The sequence below is a fragment of the Pseudomonas sp. St386 genome (assembly GCF_018325865.1).
Taxonomy (GTDB): domain Bacteria; phylum Pseudomonadota; class Gammaproteobacteria; order Pseudomonadales; family Pseudomonadaceae; genus Aquipseudomonas; species Aquipseudomonas brassicacearum.
Genome location: NZ_AP021900.1, coordinates 3,796,451 through 3,815,012 on the forward strand (window position 1 = coordinate 3,796,451; position 18,562 = coordinate 3,815,012).

An 18,562-nucleotide genomic window follows, 5' to 3' on the forward strand; every position below is an offset into this window, starting at 1 on the left:
TCTCAGTCGATGTTCACTAAAAAGCACAAGTGCACTGCTTAAACCTGCACAGCTGTGTGAGCGTGCGCTGAAGGGTCAGGACGAATCCTGAACCAGATGGAATACATCGCCGGCAGGAACACCAGCGTCATGATGGTGCCAACGAACGTACCGCCGATCAGTGTGTAGGCCAGCGTCCCCCAGAACACCGAATGCGTCAGCGGAATGAAGGCCAGGATCGCTGCCAGCGCCGTCAGCAGGACCGGGCGGGCCCGTTGTACCGTGGCTTCGATGACCGCGTGGAACGGGTCCAGCCCTTCCTGTTTGTTGTGATGGATCTGCCCGATCAGGATCAATGTGTTGCGCATCAGGATGCCCGAGAGTGCGATCAGGCCGACCAAGGCGTTGATCCCGAACGGCTGCTGGAAAATCAGCAGGGTCGGCACCACGCCAATCAGGCCCAGCGGTGCGGTGAGGAACACCATGATCATTGCCGAGATCGAACGCACCTGCGCGATGATGATCAGCAGCGTCAGGGCCACCATGATCGGCACCAGCGGCACGATCGCCTTGCCGGCCTTGCCCGACTCCTCGATGGCGCCCGCCTGCTCGATCCGGTAGCCGCTCGGCAGCGTCTCGATGACCTGCTGCAGTGCCTTTATGATCGCGCTCGAGACGTCCGGTGGCTGCAAGCCTTCGGCAATGTCGCCACGTACCGTAATGGTCGGGGTGCGATCACGACGACGAAGGATCGGATCCTCCATGCGCACATCGACTTCGCCCACCTGGGACAGCGGAATGCGCTGGCCCGCCGCGCCCACCAGGGTGAACCCTTCGATCCTGGCCGGATCGAGGCGAATGTCACCGGCAGCACGACCGACCACCTGCACCGAACGAATGTCCTCGCGAACCGCCGTGATCGGCACCCCCGTGAGCAGGAACTGCAATTGCTGCGCGACGGCATTTGACGTCAGGCCGACCGCCTGCAAACGATCCTGATCCAGGGTGAAATGCAACGTCGGCGCCAGCGGCCCCCAGTCGGTATTGACGGTTCGCATCAGCGGGCTCGCCTGCATGACATCCTGGACCTGGCCCGCGATCTCGCGCAATTTCGACGGATCAGGCCCCATCACCCGGTAGGCAACCGGAAATGGCGAATACGGACCGAACACCAATTGCGTCACCCGGATCCGCGCCTCTGGGGCGAGCCCCTGGGCAGCCGCCTCACGGAGACGGAACTTGAGGGTCTCGCGCGCTTGCTGGCTGTCGGTCAATACCACGATCTTGGCGAACGAAGGATCGGGCAGTTCCGGCGCCATCGCCAGGTAGAAACGTGGCGCGCCTTGGCCGATGTAGGCCGTGACGATTTTTGCCTCATCCTGTTTTTGCAACCAGGCCTCGACCTTGGCGGTGGCGGCACTGGTCTGCTCGATGGAGGTTCCATAGGGCATCTGCACCTCGACCATCACCTCGGGACGATCGGAGGTCGGGAAGAACTGTTTCTTGACCAGCCCCATGCCGAGAATCGCCACGACGAATGTTGCGATCACGGTGCCGGCTACCCACCATTTGCGTGCGATGACGCGGGTCAGGACCTGGCGGAAACGATTGTAGTGGCGGGTGTTGTAGATGGTTGCGTGGCCGCCTTCGACCTGCTTGATGTCCGGCAACAACTTCACCCCCAGGTATGGGGTGAAGGCCACCGCCACCACCCAGGAAGCGATCAGGGCAATGCCGACGATCCAGAACATGTTGCTGGTGTACTCACCGGCGGTCGACTGGGCGAAGCCGTTAGGCATGAATCCGATGGCCGTCACCAGCGTGCCGGACAGCATCGGCGCGGCCGTATGGCTCCAGGCATACGCGGAGGCCTTGATCCGGTCGTAGCCCTCCTCCATCTTCACCACCATCATCTCGATAGCAATGATGGCGTCGTCCACCAGCAGCCCAAGCGCCAGGATCAACGAGCCCAGGGTGATCCGGTCGAAGTTCTTTCCGGTGGCCGCCATCACCACAAACACTATCGCCAGTGTCAACGGTACGGCGGCTGCGACCACAACGCCTACACGCCAGCCCATGCTGAGAAAGCAAACGAGCATTACAACCAGCAGCGCGACAAAAAACTTGACCATAAACTCGCCGACGGCCGAGTCAATGTTCACGGCTTGATCGGTGACCTTGGTCAACGTCATGCCCAGTGGCATGCCTTCATTGATCCTGGCCGTCTCCGCGTCCAGGGCCTTGCCCAGGTCCAGGCCGTTCCAGCCCTCGCGCATTATGACCCCTAGCAACAAGGCCTCTTCGCCGTTATTGCGCACCAGGAAGGTGGCCGGGTCTTCATATCCGCGCTCGACTGTCGCGACGTCCGAGAGCTTGAGCGTGCGGCCTTGAATCGCCAGGGGCGTGTCACGGATTTTTGCCAGCTTATCGAAGGCGCCGTCTACCCGGAGGAAGACCTGCGGCCCGTTGGTTTCGATGGAGCCGGCGGGCGTGAGTAGGTTCTGGCTGTTCAGCGCGGCGAAAATATCCTGGGGCGAAACGCCCAAGGTGGCCAGCCGGTCATGGGAGAAGGAAACAAAGATGCGTTCGGCCTGTTCGCCGATGATGTTGACCTTTTTCACACCTGCCACGTGCAACAGGCGTTGGCGCAACGCTTCAGCATCGCGCACCAGCAACCGCTGTGGCTCGCCTTTGGCTTTCAGGGCGAACAGCGCGAACGTCACATCGGAAAACTCATCATTGACCATCGGCCCGATCACGCCCGCCGGTAACTTGAGTGCTTCGTCCTGGAGCTTTTTACGCGCCTGATAGAACTCCTCCTGCACTTGCGAAGGTGGCGTGCGATCGACCAGCGACACCATGGTGAAGGCCAGGCCGGGACGGGTGTAGGTGTCCGTGCGGTCGTACCACTTCAGTTCTTGCAGGCGCTTTTCAAGCGGCTCGGCGACCTGGTCCTGCATCTCCTGGGCGGTCGCGCCTGGCCATGCCGTGATGACGGTCAACTGCTTGACCGTAAACGGTGGGTCCTCGGCACGTCCCAACTGGAAGAATGCCAAGGTGCCTGCGACGGCAATCAGGAAGATCAGGAACACGGTAATGGAGCGCTCGCGAACGGCGAGTGCCGACAGGTTGAGGCTCATGGACGGCCCCCGGCAACCTTCACATCACCCGGTTGAGCCAGCCGCACTTCCTCACCTTCACGCAGCAGATGGGTGCCGAGCCCGACAATACGCTCGCCCACATTGAGCTTGCCGGCGACTCGTGCAGCGTCATCGCTCAAACTCAGGATCTGCACAGGTCGCCAGGTGACTTTCGCAGGCTCCCCGTCTATGACCCACACGCCGGTGCCGTTGCCCGAGTCAAAAACGGCAGCGATCGGCACTTGCAGCGCCTGCCGTTGCGCGCGGTCTTCGGCGATGCGAAGGGTGACGGTCGACCCCAGCGGCGCATTGGCCAGCGCGCCCTCCAGCACGTACCGCGCCTCGAAGGTCCGCGTCACGCGGTCAGCCGAATCCGAAAGCAGCCTCAGCTTCGCGGTGACCGCCCCCGTGGTGACGCCATAAAGCGTCGCCTGTGCGGTGGCGCCTGCGGCAGGCCGCAAGGTCTCGGGCAATTGCACAACGGCTTCGCGCTGCCCTGCCCGCGCCAGTCGAACCACGGTTTGCCCGGGGCTGACGACTTGCCCGGGCTCGGCCAGCGTGTCCATCACAACACCGTCGGCATCGGCGAGCAGCACGGCATAACCCGATGCGTTCCGGGCGACGTCAGCCTGCGCTTGCGCAGCGCTGAGTTGTGCCTTGGCAGTATCGGCAGCAGCTTTTATCTGGTCATAGCCCGATGCGGAAATAGCGCCTGCGGCGACCAGGTCGCGATAGCGTGCCTCGTCATCGGCGGTCTGCTTGGCCCGGGCCCGAGCGGCAGCGACTGCCTCTTGTTGGGCTCGCGCCTGCAGCCCAAGGTCGATGGGGTCGAGGCGCATCAACGGCTGCCCCCGTTTGACGACCTGTCCGCTATCGACCAGGCGCTCAAGCACCTTGCCCGCGACCCGAAAGCCCAGGTCACTCTGGACCCGAGCCGCCACGACGCCGGTAAAAGATCGCGAGAGATCAGACGAACCCTGGACTTCAGAAACCCGCACCAGGGGCGCAAGCGTGCGTGGATCTTTAGCGGTGGATGAGTCGCCACACGCCGTCAGGACGAGAGGCAACAAGCAAGCGGCAAAGGTGACAGGTCGAAGCCGGAGCATAGGTTCCCTTTTGGGCAGATAGGACAAGAGCCTCATTCTCAATCCAGTGACTATTTCTGTCAATCGTCACAGATCATCCCGCTGTGCTAGTTGCAGCAGCGCTTAACGATTAATGGACATACTTACTATTGCGCCCTATGAGTGTTCATTGACAGGATGTGACCATAATATAATATGGTCACAAATCATCCATGACTCCAGGAGTCTCAATGTCGCCCCTCCACCCCGCCGCTTTGCTGGTGAGCTTCAGCTTGATGACAGGCTGCACGGTCGGTCCGGACTACCAGCGTCCGGACGCTGCGCCAGGGCATCGCTACCTGGGCCAGGCGTCTGTCGAGCAGAGGTCCGCAGCGACATCGGCCAGCCTCGTCGCGTGGTGGGAAGGCTTTGCTGATCCAGTGCTCAGCGACCTGATTGCCCAGGCGCTTGAGCAGAACCTGGACCTGGCCCAGGCTTCGGCCCGCGTCACCCAGGCACGGGCGGGCCTGGGTGCTGCAAATGCCGCGTTATTGCCCTCTGGAAACATCAACGGCCAGGCCGCGCGCTCATACCAATCCGTGGAAACACCCCTTGGCCAAGTGCTGAACTCGACGCCTGGATACGATCGGTACGGCAACGCCTACGAACTTAACGTGGGTGCCAGCTGGGAAATCGACCTCTTCGGCGGCCTGCGCCGTGGACGCGAGGCCGCATTAGCCCAATACCAGGCGTCCGAGGCTGGCGTCGCGGCCACACGACTGGTCGTTGCCGCGCAGACCGCTGATCTCTACATCACCGCCCGCGGGCTGCAGGCACGGCTGGACATCGCCAATCAACAAGTCAAGACACAGCAGGATCTGTTGGAGAAAGTCCAACTGCTCTACAGCAAGGGCCTTGCGGCCAACTATCAGGTTCACCAGATCGAGGGCGCCCTGTCACAGGTCCAGGCGACGGTGCCCGTGCTGCAGACCGGCCTGGATGCCGCCATGAATGCGCTGGATGTCATGCTTGGCACGCCGCCCGGCACCCATCGCACGCAACTGGTGAACGGACGAAGCATCCCCCTGGCGCCACAGATAACAGCCATGGGAACCCCCGCCGATCTGCTGCGCCGCCGACCAGACCTGATCGTGGCCGAGCGCCGTCTTGCCGCCTCCAATGCGCGTATCGGCGAGGCCGTCGCTGAGTACTACCCGAAATTTTCCCTCAGTGCGTTACTGGGCAGTGCCACAGCGGTTTCCGGCGGCAACCTGTTCACCGGCGACGCCAGCCAGGCGGCCGGCGCACTGGGCCTGCGCTGGAGACTCTTCGACTTTGGCCGCATCAATGCGCAAATCGACCAGGCCAAGGGGCAGGAAGCCGAAGCGCTGGCGGCCTACCGTCAGTCCGTATTGCGCGCCACCGAGGACGTCGAGAATGCCTTCTCCGCGCTGGTGAATCGAGAATCCCAGGCGAGCACCCTCACCCAGGGCGAAACCTCGCTGACGCAGGCCCGCCAATCGTCATTCATTGCCTATCAGAAAGGCACAGCCAGCCTGATCGATGTTCTGAATGCCGACGCGACGCTGCTGCAAGTCTCCGATGCGCGGGCGCAAGCGCGCATGGAGTCGGCACGGGCGGCGGTTGCAGCATTCAGGGCGCTAGGTGGCGGCTGGCAACCTCCTGAGGCCGAGCCGGTGGCAATTCGCTGAGCTGACCAGATAACCCGACACTTGCGCCCCCTCTCTCCTTCAGCTCACAACCAGAGAACAACGATATGAAACCTAACGAACGCTCCTGGGTGCTCATCACTGGCGCCTCAAGCGGATTTGGCGAAGAGTTTGCCCGGCAATATGCAGCGCAGGGAAAATCGCTCGTCCTGGTAGCACGCAGGTTGGATAGACTCGAGGCGCTGTCGGCGCAGTTGCGCGAGCGGTTCCACATCGATGTGCTCGTCGAACAAGTCGACCTGTCCTCGATCCCCGCGATCATCGATCTGCACGCGCGACTGAGCGAGCGCAATATCCTGATCGATGTGCTCATCAACAATGCCGGCCATGGCTTGCAGGGGCCTTTCCTGACTCAGTCCCTGGACCAATCGCTGGCGATGATCGCCGTGGATATTGCCAGTGTGACGGCCCTGACCCACCTCTTCGCAACTGACATGCGAATCCGCCAACGTGGACACATCCTTATGGTCGCAAGCCTGCTGTCCTTCCAGGGCGTAAAGAACTTCGCCGTTTACTCTGCCGCAAAAGCCTACGTGCTTCGTTTCTCCGAAGCCCTGCACCGCGAACTCAAAAACGAAGGCGTCGCCGTGACAGCCCTTTGCCCCGGCATGTCGGACACCGGGTTTGCAGAGAGCGCCAGACAAAAGCTCACACCGGCTTTGAAAATGGTGATGATGCAACCCCAGCCTGTTGTGCGCGCAGGAATCCTGGCGCTGCAAGCCGGACGCATGAGTGTCGTTCCGGGGTTTGGCAACAAGGCAATCACCGTCCTGACCTGGGCCACGCCACGCTGGTTTCATCAAGGCCTCATGGCACGCATCATGGGCGTCTGAGCAAGGCTGCTTTTACCCTGGGAAACGGCATTCTGAAGGTCGGGGGACAATGCACGCGCGCCCCCGACCTTTAGAGCGGTGATCGATCAGAAGCGATAGCTGACGGAAGTACCCAGGCCGCTCGCGCTGTTCCTGTACCTGGAGCTGTAGGCACCTCTGGTCGGCGAGGTTTCGTTGACCCGTACGCTCTCCTCCCACAGATAGGAATAAGCGACATCGATCGTGACGTTGTCCACTGGCGTCCAGCCGGCGCCGAAGCTGATGATTTTTCGGTCGCCGGTAGGAATACGTGGCCCACGGTTGGTGTTGTTGGCGGGCGACTGGTCGACCGAGAAGCCTGCGCGCAGCACCCACTGGTTGTTCAACTGATACGACGTGCCAATGGCGTGAGCCCACGTATCGTGCCAATTCTGCTCTTCTGTGATGGTACCCAGCGCGCCGCTCAATAAAGGTGGCAAGCCCGTGTTCTCGATGGTCAGTTCCTTGAAGCGACTCCAGCGTGTCCAGGTGCTGCCCGCGTACAAGGTCCAGTCATTGTCGAGCTGGTGAGTCAGCGAGATGTCCACGGACTCCGGAGTATCCACATCCAGTGAAGCATCATAGCTGCGCCCGCTAAGCCCTATCACACTGAAGATGCCGTTGCTGACCTTGGTCTTGGCATCCAGGTGGTAGCTGACCTTGGAATGGTAGGTCAATCCCACACGGGTTCGATCTGTCGCCTGCACCAAGACACCGGCATTGAAACCAAGGGCCGTATCGTCGCCGTTGCTTTTGAGTTTTCCATCATTGCGACCCGGGCTCAGTGGGTTGGGTACTGTGCCGGTTATCTCGCCACTGATACGGTTGACCGTCGGGCCGAAACCGATCGAAACCCTGTCATTGAAGGCATAGCTGATGGTGGGCTGGAACGTGAGCGTCGTGACCTCGCTTTTGTTGCCGTAATAGCGCCCGGCAAAGTCGCTGCCGTAATCGGTAATCAGGCCGAACGGCACATAGAAACCCACGCCGAACGCCCAATGTTCATCGATGGGCTTGACGTAGTAACCCATGGGCACAGTGGTCGTGGGCACGACGTCGCCGTCTTCCTGGCCGCCAAAAGTACTGCGGGTCTGGCTGATGTCGTTCTTCGCGAAGAGCGTCGCCGCCCCCAGGCTGACCTGCTCTGACTTGAGGCGAGACATGCCCGCGGGGTTACCGAAGACGGTGCTCGCATCCTCGGCCGAGGATGAGCGACCGGCAAACCCCGATCCCATCCCGCTGATGCTCTGTTCATTCAGGGCAAAACCGCTTGCAAGCACATGAGAAGTGGCGAGCGCAACGACGAGGCCCACGGGGGCCTTGAATATTATTTTTTTCATTATTGGGACTCTTGGATTGGAACTCTGGGGGGTGCAGCCTGGGTTGTTTGTATTAGGTAAAAATCGCCACTGTCTGGCGCGCCCAAAGCACACGACGGCCGCTTTCGTCCCATATTTCCATGTCCTGTAGCGAGTACCCTTCCAGCGCCTGCTGGCTGAAAGAGCTCACAAGAAACCATTCGCCGGCAGCGGCTGGCTGCGGCAGGTCAATCATCCAGGACGCAGAGCTGATAGCCGCGGGTTCGGTGAAACAGGTCATGGCGGCCGGCGGCAAACTGTCAGCCAGTGCAATCAGGGCAACGGCCGGATCCACGCCCTGGGCATCCAGGTGGCGTACCCACATCAATAATTCAGGACTTTCGGCACCGGACACCGGCAACGAACCGCCCGCAGGACGCATCTCGAAGTTATAGGCGCAAGCCGGAGCAATCTTGCTGTCCAGCGCCAGGGTGGCGTAGTGGGACGGTCCCTCCACAAACGGCCGACCCCAGGAATCATGCGTAATCCTGCTCGCCCGGGGCTGGGCGAACAGCAGGATTGTGCGCAACGCAAGGTCATCACCCGACAGACAGTCGACGGATACCGAGGTGACTGATCGTCCTTGGCGCAACACGCTTACATCGAACGTCTGGGCCTGTGTCACCGGGGCGATGAATGACACCTGGGCGGACTTGAACGGAGGGAAGTCCGCCGGACGTTCCCGCAAGACCGCCTGCAGCGACAGCGCCGCTGAAAGCCCGCCAAAGATGGTACGACCTTGCTGCCAGTTGGGCGGAGAAACAAAGGGGGCGTCTGGATCGAATTGCTGCAGCAGTTTGGCAAAGCTCGTCATACCGACGCCCCAGGCTAAGAGCAGATACGCCATATTTATTCATGTGACCATTTGTGTCAATAGTCACAAACTGGATAAATAAAGGCGACCATCAGCCGCTGGAGCATGGGGCGAATCGGATGGATAAAGCGCCTGCAATGGCCTGGGTGCAATCTTCAGCCACAGCTCAAGGCATGAGGCTGCGCAAGATTAGGTTGCAGGTGAGCGTGGGGGCAACCTCGACGTAATCGAGGCTGTACTGCAGCAACAACGGATTGACGAAAGGCCGCAGCGCCAGATGGATCGCGTCTACGGTTTCGTCCAGGGGCGTCTTGCGCTCGAACTCGCCCAGCTCGCGCCCCTCGCGCACGATTTGCAACACGAAGCTCTTGATCCGAGCGTTGTAGACTTGCGAACTGGGCCATTGCTCAGACGCGGAAAACGCTGCAATGTCATAGAGCTTGCGATCATTGAAAAACAGGTTAACGCCTGTGGTGATCAGCGCCTTGACCAAGCGGCGAAAACGCTCCGTCGCTGAAAGCCCGTCTTCACTGATGGCCTGCTCCACCGCCGCGACGATTTCTGCCAGGCACTGGCTACAGATGGCCTCGCCAATCGCCTGCTTGGAGTCGAAGAACTTGTAGATGTAGGCCTTGGAGAACCCGATAGCCTTGGCCAGGTCGGACACCGTGGTCTTGCCGTAGCCGTATTGACTGAAATGCTCGTTGGCCGCCGCGACAATCTGGTTTCGAATGTCGTGATCGGCGGGGCCGCGGGTGCTGGGCGAAGGTATTGAGGGCTGGTTCATGGAGGCAGCTTACGCATCCTGAAGATCGTTGACAACTTGTGACCATTAAGTAATAGCGTCACAAGCCAGCCACTATCAAGCTGCCGGCACGCCCCTTCCTTCTATTTAGCGAAAATCTGGCTCATATCCTTGAACGCCTTGAATTCCAGCGCATTACCGCAAGGATCGAACAGAAACATTGTCGCCTGCTCTCCAACCTGTCCTTTGAAACGTATGTAAGGTTCGATCACAAACTCGGTGCCAAAGGATTTCAGCCTCTCGGCCAGCGCTTCCCACTCCTGCCAACCCAGAATGATGCCGAAGTGAGGCACCGGCACGTCGTGCCCATCGACCGGATTGCTGTGGGCGCTCTCTTGGGAAGCGGTCTTCGGCTGTTCATGGATAACCAACTGATGGCCGTAGAAGTTGAAGTCGACCCAGTGCGCGCTGGAGCGACCCTCTTGCAACCCAAACACTTCGCCATAAAAGGCTCGAGCGCCTGGAAGGTCATAAACAGGGATTGCGAGGTGGAAGGGAGAAAGGCTCATCATGGCTCCTGCTGCTTTCTGTAAGGACCTGGCCATCGTAAGGCCGGGCTCAAAACAAGAAAAACAATATATTTCTCTCAGTAACACAATTAATATTTGTGAATGATCAAAGAACTCAAGACCCTTATCGCCGTAGCACGGGAAGGTACTTTCGCTGCCGCAGGCAATAAAATCGGCCTCACCCAGGCGGCGGTCAGCGCACAGATCCAGCGCCTGGAGGCCGAGCTTGGCTTCGAGATTTTCGACCGCAAGGGACGCTCGGCTCATCTCAATCGGATGGGCCATCAAATACTCTTGCAAGCCCAAGAATTGTTGCGCCTTTACGACAATCTTGGCGCGAGTCCTGCCGGGCTTGCCCCCAGCGTCCTGGTGAACATTGGCGCTATCGCTTCGGTGCAGCGCTCCTTCCTGCCAGACGCGCTCGCCAGGTTTCACCAACAATGTCCGCAGTGCCGCACGCGGGTCCTTCCTGGCGTGTCGATGGAGTTGATCAACCTGGTGGATGCCGGCGAAATCGACATGGCCGCCATCATCCGCCCGCCGTTCTCGCTGCAAAGCGACCTGCGCTGGATGACCCTGGCGCTGGAGCCGTATCGACTGATCGTTCCAAGCGCGCTCCCCGGAGACGACTGGGCTGAACTGCTTGGCAGCCAACCCTTCATTCGTTATGACCGGGCGTCGTTCGGTGGCCGGCAGGTGGACCGTTTCCTGCGCAAGATGCATTTCGCCTTGCACGAAGTCAGCGAGCTGGATGAACTGGAGGCCATCATCAAGCTGGTTGGAAATGGCGTCGGTGTGGCCCTGGTGCCGCAAACCGCGACCCACCACAAATGGCCAGAGGGTGTGCGCGCCCTCGACCTGGCGGAGCACACCTTCCACCGTGACGTCGGGCTCGTCCATCGACCTCGACAAAGCCTCACCGAACCCGCGGGGATACTGGTGCAATTGATTGCCGAGCAGGCCCGAGCCAACCCCGTATGAATCACACCTCTTTGCACCGAAACAAAAACCCGTGCGCTGGCTCAAGGTTTTTGTCGAGCGGATGATCTATACCTTCAAGTACACGCAGTCAGGCCAAGGCAACAGACTGGCGTGTCCTGATAAGACGACTGTGGCAAACCCGCTTCGGGTGCGCTGCATGACATAAAAACGTCGGCCTGCAAGACGCTGTTTCCGCGCCCCCTTTGAATGGCGCACCACTTTCCAATGCCTGAAGTATTGATCATGAGCCCGAGCAAACGCGTCTTGAATGCCCCCACCAGAGCGCTACCCAGGCTTTGTCTGTTGTTACCGCTGTTGGTTGTCAACAACGCACGCGGTGAACCCTTGGAGATAGAACTGCATATCCTCGACGCGCCGCCGCTGACATTCGTCAACGACCCCAGGGGCCACGGAATCGTTGGCGATGTCGCCGTGGCGGCCATGACCAAGGCCGGGTACGCCGTAAAAATCCATCTACTCCCCTGGGCCAGGGCACAGAAACACGTCAGTGAAGAACATGACCACTTGATCGCGCCACTGTCGCGCATCCCTACCCGCGAGGATCGCTTCACCTGGATCGCTTCGATCATGCCTATGGAGCGTGCTTTTTTCAGCCTTGAGCGACGGGTGAGCAGCTTCGCCCAAGCGAAGGAAACCTATCGCAAGATCGGCGTCGGCCTGGGCAGTGCACAGGAAGATATCCTGCGCACCGAAGGGTTCAGCGATGAACAGATCTATCCGCTGGCCATCGGCGACAACCCCGCCCAGATGCTGTTGATGGGGCGTATCGATGCCTGGTTCAACGGCGTGCCGGAGAGTCTGTACATCTGGCCGAAGGTGTCCAAGCGCAAACTGCTCATGAGTAAGGTCGGCAGCAGCGCTGACCTTTACCTGGCCTGCTCGAAGCAATGTTCGCCAAAAATGGTCGAGGACTTGCGCGAAGCGGTTGAAGCGCTTCGCGCGGATGGGACAGTCAAGCGAGTCCATGACATCTATTTGCCGCAGTAGGCTGTGGCGAGGGGATTTATCCCCGTTGGGTTGCGCAGCAACCCTGAATCTTTTGGGGTCTGCTGCGCAGCCCAGCGGGGATAAATCCCCTCGCCACAATAAACTCAACATCCAATGGATAGCATCGCCGGACTAGAGGCCTTATCGATGGCTTATATCATTCTGAATGATAGTTACCTTTGCTTCATTCGATTCGTTCCTCTGCCTTGCGCCACGCATCATCCGCCCATTCTCAATACATTGGCGGATGCTATCCATGGAACATTCACTTTCAAAACTGCGTTTTCCCCTCGCGCTGCTGGCGGTGCTGGTGATGAGCGCCTGCGGCAAGACTCCCGACACGGCAGCGTCCATGCCGCCGGCCAAAGTCAGTGTGGCCAAGGTATTGGAGCAGCCCGTCAACGAATGGGATGAGTTCACCGGCCGCCTGGAAGCGCCGGAAACCGTCGAGATCCGCCCACGGGTTTCCGGGCAGATCGACGAAGTGGCCTTCACCGAAGGTGCGCTGGTCAAGAAAGGCGACCTGTTGTTCCAGATCGACCCACGCCCCTTCCAGGCTGAAGTACGTCGTCTCGAAGCCCAACTGGCCCAAGCCCGCGCCACCGCCACCCGCAGCGAGAACGAAGCCCAGCGTGGCGAACGCCTGCGCTTGAGCAATGCCATTTCCGCCGAGCTGGCCGACTCGCGCACCAGTGCCGCCCAGGAAGCCCGCGCCGCCGCTGCGGCCATCCAGGCACAATTGGACCTGGCCAAGCTGAACCTGAGCTTCACCCGGGTGACCTCGCCCATCAGCGGTCGCGTCAGCCGGGCGGCCATCACCGCCGGCAACCTGGTGACCGCTGATGTCACCCCGCTCACCAGCGTGGTCTCCACGGATAAGGTCTACGCCTACTTCGATGCCGACGAACGCGTCTTCCTCAAGTACACCCAACTTGCCCGCCAGGGCCAGCGCGGCCAGGCCACACCGGTCTACATGGGCCTGTCCAACGAAGACGGCAACCCGCACCAGGGCCAGATGAACTTCGTCGACAACCAGGTCAACCCGCAGACCGGCACCATCCGTGGTCGTGCCGTGTTCGACAACAAGGACGGTGCCTACACCCCAGGCCTGTATGCCCGCCTGAAACTGGTGGGCAGCGGCACTTACGCCGCCGTGCTGATCAACGACGAAGCCGTCGGCACCGACCTGGGCAAGAAATTCGTGCTGGTGATGGACGCCGAGAACAAGCCGGCCTACCGCGCCGTCGAACTGGGTCCGAAGATCGAAGGCCTGCGCATCGTGCGCAGCGGCCTGAGCAAGGACGACACCATCATCGTCAAGGGGCTGCAACGGGCTCGTCCGGGTGCACCGGTCACGCCTGAAACCGTGCCGATGGCCAGCGACGAAACCATTGCCGCCCTGGCACAACAACGTAAAGCGCTCGAAGCCAGCAACCTGCCCCAAGTCGCGCCATCCAAGGACGCGTCAGGGGCGGCAGGCAAATTGGCCGCTGCGACCCCACGCGGTTAAGGGACTGAATCCAAGATGAAATTTTCCCAGTTCTTCATTTCGCGGCCGATCTTCGCAGCAGTGCTTTCGCTGCTGATCCTGATCGCCGGCGCCATCTCGCTGTTTCAATTGCCGATCAGCGAATACCCGGAAGTCGTGCCGCCGACCGTGGTCGTGCGCGCCAACTTCCCGGGCGCCAACCCCAAGGTCATCGGCGAGACTGTTGCCGCGCCCCTGGAACAAGCCATCACCGGCGTCGAGAACATGCTGTACATGTCCTCGCAATCCACCGCTGACGGCAAGATCACCCTGACCATCACCTTCGCCCTGGGCACCGACCTGGACAACGCCCAGGTGCAGGTGCAGAACCGCGTCACCCGGACCGAGCCCAAGCTGCCGGAAGAAGTGACCCGGATCGGCATCACGGTGGACAAGGCGTCGCCCGACCTGACCATGGTCGTGCACTTGACCTCGCCGGACAAACGCTACGACATGCTCTACCTGTCCAACTACGCCCTGCTCAACATCAAGGATGAGCTGGCGCGCCTGGGTGGTGTGGGTGATGTGCAGCTGTTCGGCATGGGTGACTACTCCCTGCGAGTCTGGCTGGACCCGAACAAGACCGCCTCGCGCAACCTGACCGCCACCGACGTGGTTACCGCGATCCGTGAACAGAACCGCCAGGTGGCGGCCGGCGCCCTGGGTGCACCGCCAGCGCCCAACGCCCAGGCTTTCCAGCTCTCGATCAACACCCAGGGTCGCCTGGTGAACGAGGAAGAGTTCGAGAACATCATCATTCGTTCCGGCGCCAACGGCGAGATCACTCGCCTGAAGGATATCGCCCGGGTCGAACTGGGTTCCAGCCAATACGCCCTGCGCTCGCTGCTGGACAACCAGCCGGCAGTGGCGATCCCGATCTTCCAGCGTCCGGGCTCCAACGCCATCCAGATCTCCAACGACGTTCGCGAGAAGATGGAAGAGTTGAAGAAGGGCTTCCCGGCCGGGATGGACTACAGCATCGTCTATGACCCGACGATCTTCGTCCGTGGCTCCATCGAGGCGGTGGTGCACACCCTGTTCGAAGCGCTGATTCTCGTGGTGCTGGTGGTGATCCTGTTCCTGCAGACCTGGCGCGCCTCGATCATTCCATTGGTGGCGGTGCCGGTTTCGCTGATCGGTACATTCGCGGTGATGCACCTGTTCGGCTTCTCGTTGAACGCCCTCTCGCTGTTCGGCCTGGTACTGGCGATCGGTATCGTGGTGGACGACGCGATCGTGGTGGTGGAGAACGTCGAGCGAAACATCGAACTGGGGCTCACCCCGGTGGAGGCGACCAAGCGCGCCATGGGCGAAGTGACCGGCCCGATCATCGCCACCGCCCTGGTGCTGTGCGCGGTATTCGTTCCGGCGGCGTTCATCAGTGGCCTGACCGGGCAGTTCTATAAGCAGTTCGCCCTGACCATTGCCATCTCCACGGTGATTTCGGCCGTCAACTCCCTGACCCTGTCGCCAGCCCTGGCTGCGGTATTGCTCAAGGGTCATGACGCGCCCAAGGACCGTTTCTCCAAGTTCCTCGACAAGCTCTTCGGTGGCTGGTTGTTCCGTCCGTTCAACCGCTTCTTCGAGCGCGCCAGCCACGGTTACGTGGGCACCGTCGCCCGAGTGATTCGTAGCAGCGGCATCGCCCTGGTGCTCTATGCGGGCCTGATGGTGTTGACCTTCTTCGGTTTCTCCACCACCCCGACCGGTTTCGTGCCCGGCCAGGACAAGCAATACCTGGTGGCCTTCGCCCAATTGCCGGACGCCGCGAGCCTGGACCGTACCGAAGACGTGATCAAGCGCATGTCGGACCTGGCCCTCAAGCAACCGGGCGTTGAAAGCGCCGTGGCCTTCCCGGGCCTGTCGATCAACGGTTTCACCAACAGCCCGAACGCCGGCATCGTGTTCGTGACCCTCAAGCCCTTCGACGAACGCAAGGACCCGAGCATGTCGGCCGGCGCCATCGCCGGTGCCTTGAACGGCCAGTACGCCGGGATCCAGGAAGCCTACATGGCGATCTTCCCACCGCCGCCGGTACAGGGCCTGGGTACGATCGGTGGTTTCCGCCTGCAAATCGAAGACCGGGGCAACCTGGGCTACGACGAGCTGTACAAAGAAACCATGAACATCATCACCAAGAGCCGCAGCGTGCCGGAACTGGCCGGGTTGTTCACCAGCTACACCGTGAACGTGCCCCAGGTCGATGCCGCCATCGACCGTGAAAAAGCCAAGACCCACGGCGTGGCCGTCAGCGACATCTTCGACACCCTGCAGATCTACCTGGGTTCGCTGTATGCCAACGACTTCAACCGCTTCGGTCGCACCTACCAGGTCAACGTCCAGGCCGAGCAGCAGTTCCGTCTCGAGTCGGACCAGATCGGCCAGCTCAAGGTGCGCAACAACCGTGGCGAGATGATCCCGCTGGCGACCTTCATCAAGGTCAGCGACACCTCGGGGCCAGACCGCGTGATGCACTACAACGGCTTCATCACCGCTGAAATCAACGGTGCCGCCGCCCCGGGCTACAGCTCCGGCCAGGCTGAAAAAGCCATCGAGAAACTGCTCAAGGACGAACTGCCCAACGGCATGACCTACGAGTGGACCGACCTGACCTACCAGCAGATCCTCTCGGGCAACACCGCGCTGTTCGTGTTCCCGCTCTGCGTATTGCTGGCGTTCCTGGTGCTCGCGGCACAGTACGAAAGCTGGAGCCTGCCATTGGCGGTGATCCTGATCGTACCGATGACCCTGCTGTCGGCCATTACCGGGGTGATTCTCTCCGGCGGCGACAACAACATCTTTACCCAGATCGGCTTGATCGTACTGGTGGGGCTTGCCTGCAAGAACGCGATCCTGATCGTCGAGTTCGCCAAGGATAAACAGCTCGAAGGCATGAACCCGCTGGCGGCGGTGCTGGAAGCGTGCCGCCTGCGTCTGCGGCCAATCCTGATGACCTCCTTCGCCTTCATCATGGGCGTGGTGCCCCTGGTGTTCTCCAGTGGTGCCGGTGCGGAAATGCGTCATGCCATGGGTGTGGCGGTGTTCTCCGGGATGCTCGGCGTGACCTTCTTCGGCCTGCTGCTCACCCCTGTGTTCTATGTACTGATCCGCAACTTCGTCGAGCGCAGCGAGGCCCGCAAAGCGGCCCGGGCTTTGAAACTGGAGGCGCAACAATGAGTTTGAAAGCGTTCGTGCCGAGCTTGCTGGTGTTGGCCTTGAGTGCCTGCGCCGTGGGCCCGGACTACAAGGCCCCGCAAACGGAGGCGGCGAATATCACCACCGCCACCGACGGCGCCGCCGGCCAGAAGAATTTCGACCGTGCCCGGTTCGAAGGCATCTGGTGGCAGCAGTTCGACGACCCGACCCTTAACGCGTTGGTGACCCGTTCCCTGGAAGGCAACCGCGAGTTGCGCGTGGCCTTCGCCCGTTTGCGGGCCGCCCGGGCGATTCGCGATGACGCCAGCAATGACGCCATGCCGACCATCACCAGCCGTGCCAGCAGCAATCTGGGCAAAGGCCAGATCCCGGGACAGACCACCGACCGGGTCAATACCGAGCGTTACGACCTGGGCCTGGACATGGCCTGGGAACTGGACTTGTTCGGACGCATCCAGCGCAACCTGGAAGCCACCGATGCCAATCAGCAGGCGATCGAAGCCGATCTCTATCAGTTGCAGGTGACCATGATCGCCGAACTGGTGGACGCCTACGGTCAATTGCGCGGCGCGCAACTGCGGGAAAAGATCGCCCTGGCGAACCTCAAGAACCAGCAGGATTCGCGCAAGATCACCGAAAGCCTGCGTGATGCCGGCGTCGGCGATCAGCTCGATGTGGTGCGGGCCGATGCGCGCCTGGCCTCGGTGGAAGCCAGCGTGCCGCAGTTGCAGGCCGAACAGGTGCGTCAACGCAATCGCATCGCCACGTTGCTGGGCGAGCGTCCGGACAAACTCAGCGTGGACCTGAGCCCGAAACAGTTGCCGGCCATCGCCAAGGCCCTGCCCATCGGCGACCCGGGTGAACTGCTGCAACGGCGCCCGGACATTCTCAGTGCCGAACGCCAACTGGCCGCTGCCACGGCGCGCATCGGCGTGGCCAAGGCCGACCTGTTCCCACGGGTCAGCCTGAGCGGTTTCCTCGGCTTCACGGCTGGCCGCGGCTCGCAGATCGGCTCCTCGGCGGCCAACGCCTGGGCGCTGGGCCCGAGCATTACCTGGGCGGCTTTCGACCTGGGCAGCGTGCGGGCTCGCTTGCGCGGTGCCGACGCCGAGGCGGACGGCGCCCTGGCGACCTACGAACAGCAAGTGCTGCTGGCTCTGGAAGAATCGGAAAACGCCTTCAGTGACTACGGCAAACGCCAACAACGGCTGATCTCGCTGATCCGCCAGAGTGAATCGAGCCGCGCCGCCGCCGACCTCGCCGAGATTCGCTACCGCGAAGGCACTGTGGACTTCCTCGTGCTGCTCGACGCCCAGCGCGAACGCCTGGCCGCCGAAGACACACAGGCCCAGGCCGAAGTGGACCTGTACCGCGGCATCGTCGCGATCTACAAGGCCCTGGGCGGCGGCTGGAAACCGGAAACCGTCGCCAGCAACTGATCCCCCTGCTCAACCGAGCTCCTTTGGTTGGCCGCAACCAGCCAAATTTTTGCCCCGCTTCTCATTTGGACGCGGGGCTTTTTTTCGGCTGGCGCTAACCTCCACCTCCTCTTGGAGGAGCACCCTGTGGGAGCAAAGCTTGCTCGCGATAGCAGTGTGTCAGTTGCATTGCTGCAAAATGTGCCACCCTCATCGCGGGC

General features: G+C 61.1%; 13 protein-coding genes. 7 read left to right on the plus strand and 6 right to left on the minus strand.

Going from position 1 to position 18,562, the window contains the following annotated elements:
- Positions 1-38: 38 nt before the first annotated feature.
- Positions 39-3,119 (minus strand): efflux RND transporter permease subunit, encoded by a 3,081-nt coding sequence (locus KI235_RS16630; protein WP_212795171.1) that lies wholly within the window; start codon positions 3,117-3,119, stop codon positions 39-41.
- On the minus strand, positions 3,116-4,225 hold the full coding sequence (locus tag KI235_RS16635; protein ID WP_212795874.1) for an efflux RND transporter periplasmic adaptor subunit: 1,110 nt from the start codon (positions 4,223-4,225) through the stop codon (positions 3,116-3,118). The genes KI235_RS16630 and KI235_RS16635 overlap by 4 nt, the downstream gene beginning before the upstream one ends.
- Before the next feature lie 209 nt (positions 4,226-4,434).
- On the opposite strand from KI235_RS16635, the gene KI235_RS16640 reads away from it, so the two are divergent.
- Together KI235_RS16640 and KI235_RS16645 are read left to right on the plus strand one after the other, a co-directional pair.
- Positions 4,435-5,895, plus strand: coding sequence for a TolC family protein (locus KI235_RS16640; protein WP_212795172.1), 1,461 nt, complete (start codon positions 4,435-4,437; stop codon positions 5,893-5,895).
- A gap of 65 nt (positions 5,896-5,960) precedes the next feature.
- On the plus strand, positions 5,961-6,746 hold the full coding sequence (locus KI235_RS16645) for an SDR family oxidoreductase (RefSeq protein WP_212795173.1): 786 nt from the start codon (positions 5,961-5,963) through the stop codon (positions 6,744-6,746).
- Between the two features lie 86 nt (positions 6,747-6,832).
- On the opposite strand, the gene KI235_RS16650 is transcribed toward KI235_RS16645, so the two are convergent.
- From KI235_RS16650 to KI235_RS16665, 4 genes are all read right to left on the minus strand, one after another.
- The gene (locus tag KI235_RS16650) at positions 6,833-8,104 is read right to left on the minus strand and encodes an outer membrane protein transport protein (RefSeq protein WP_003202285.1); all 1,272 of its coding nucleotides are present in this window, start codon (positions 8,102-8,104) and stop codon (positions 6,833-6,835) included.
- A 52-nt stretch (positions 8,105-8,156) separates the two neighbouring features.
- Positions 8,157-8,969, minus strand: coding sequence for a thioesterase family protein (locus KI235_RS16655; RefSeq protein WP_003202287.1), 813 nt, complete (start codon positions 8,967-8,969; stop codon positions 8,157-8,159).
- A gap of 133 nt (positions 8,970-9,102) precedes the next feature.
- Positions 9,103-9,723 (minus strand): TetR/AcrR family transcriptional regulator, encoded by a 621-nt coding sequence (locus KI235_RS16660; RefSeq protein WP_003202289.1) that lies wholly within the window; start codon positions 9,721-9,723, stop codon positions 9,103-9,105.
- 101 nt (positions 9,724-9,824) lie between these two features.
- Positions 9,825-10,250: a VOC family protein gene (locus KI235_RS16665; protein WP_003202291.1), complete on the minus strand. Its 426-nt coding sequence runs from the start codon at positions 10,248-10,250 to the stop codon at positions 9,825-9,827.
- 102 nt (positions 10,251-10,352) lie between these two features.
- Here KI235_RS16665 and KI235_RS16670 point away from each other — a divergent pair, with 102 nt between their 5' ends.
- The 5 genes from KI235_RS16670 to KI235_RS16690 all read left to right on the plus strand — a co-directional run bounded on the left by KI235_RS16670 (position 10,353) and on the right by KI235_RS16690 (position 18,362).
- The gene (locus KI235_RS16670; RefSeq protein ID WP_003202293.1) at positions 10,353-11,231 is read left to right on the plus strand and encodes a LysR substrate-binding domain-containing protein; all 879 of its coding nucleotides are present in this window, start codon (positions 10,353-10,355) and stop codon (positions 11,229-11,231) included.
- A gap of 243 nt (positions 11,232-11,474) precedes the next feature.
- Positions 11,475-12,239 carry an ABC transporter substrate-binding protein gene (locus tag KI235_RS16675; RefSeq protein ID WP_003202294.1) on the plus strand — a complete coding sequence of 255 codons (765 nt, stop codon included), beginning with the start codon at positions 11,475-11,477 and terminating at the stop codon, positions 12,237-12,239.
- 256 nt (positions 12,240-12,495) lie between these two features.
- Positions 12,496-13,749, plus strand: a complete 1,254-nt coding sequence (mexE, locus tag KI235_RS16680) for a multidrug efflux RND transporter periplasmic adaptor subunit MexE (protein WP_013693469.1) — start codon at positions 12,496-12,498, stop codon at positions 13,747-13,749.
- Between the two features lie 15 nt (positions 13,750-13,764).
- Positions 13,765-16,944, plus strand: a complete 3,180-nt coding sequence (locus tag KI235_RS16685) for an efflux RND transporter permease subunit (protein WP_003202298.1) — start codon at positions 13,765-13,767, stop codon at positions 16,942-16,944.
- Positions 16,941-18,362, plus strand: a complete 1,422-nt coding sequence (locus KI235_RS16690) for an efflux transporter outer membrane subunit (RefSeq protein ID WP_003202299.1) — start codon at positions 16,941-16,943, stop codon at positions 18,360-18,362. The genes KI235_RS16685 and KI235_RS16690 overlap by 4 nt, the downstream gene beginning before the upstream one ends.
- Positions 18,363-18,562 lie beyond the last annotated feature (200 nt).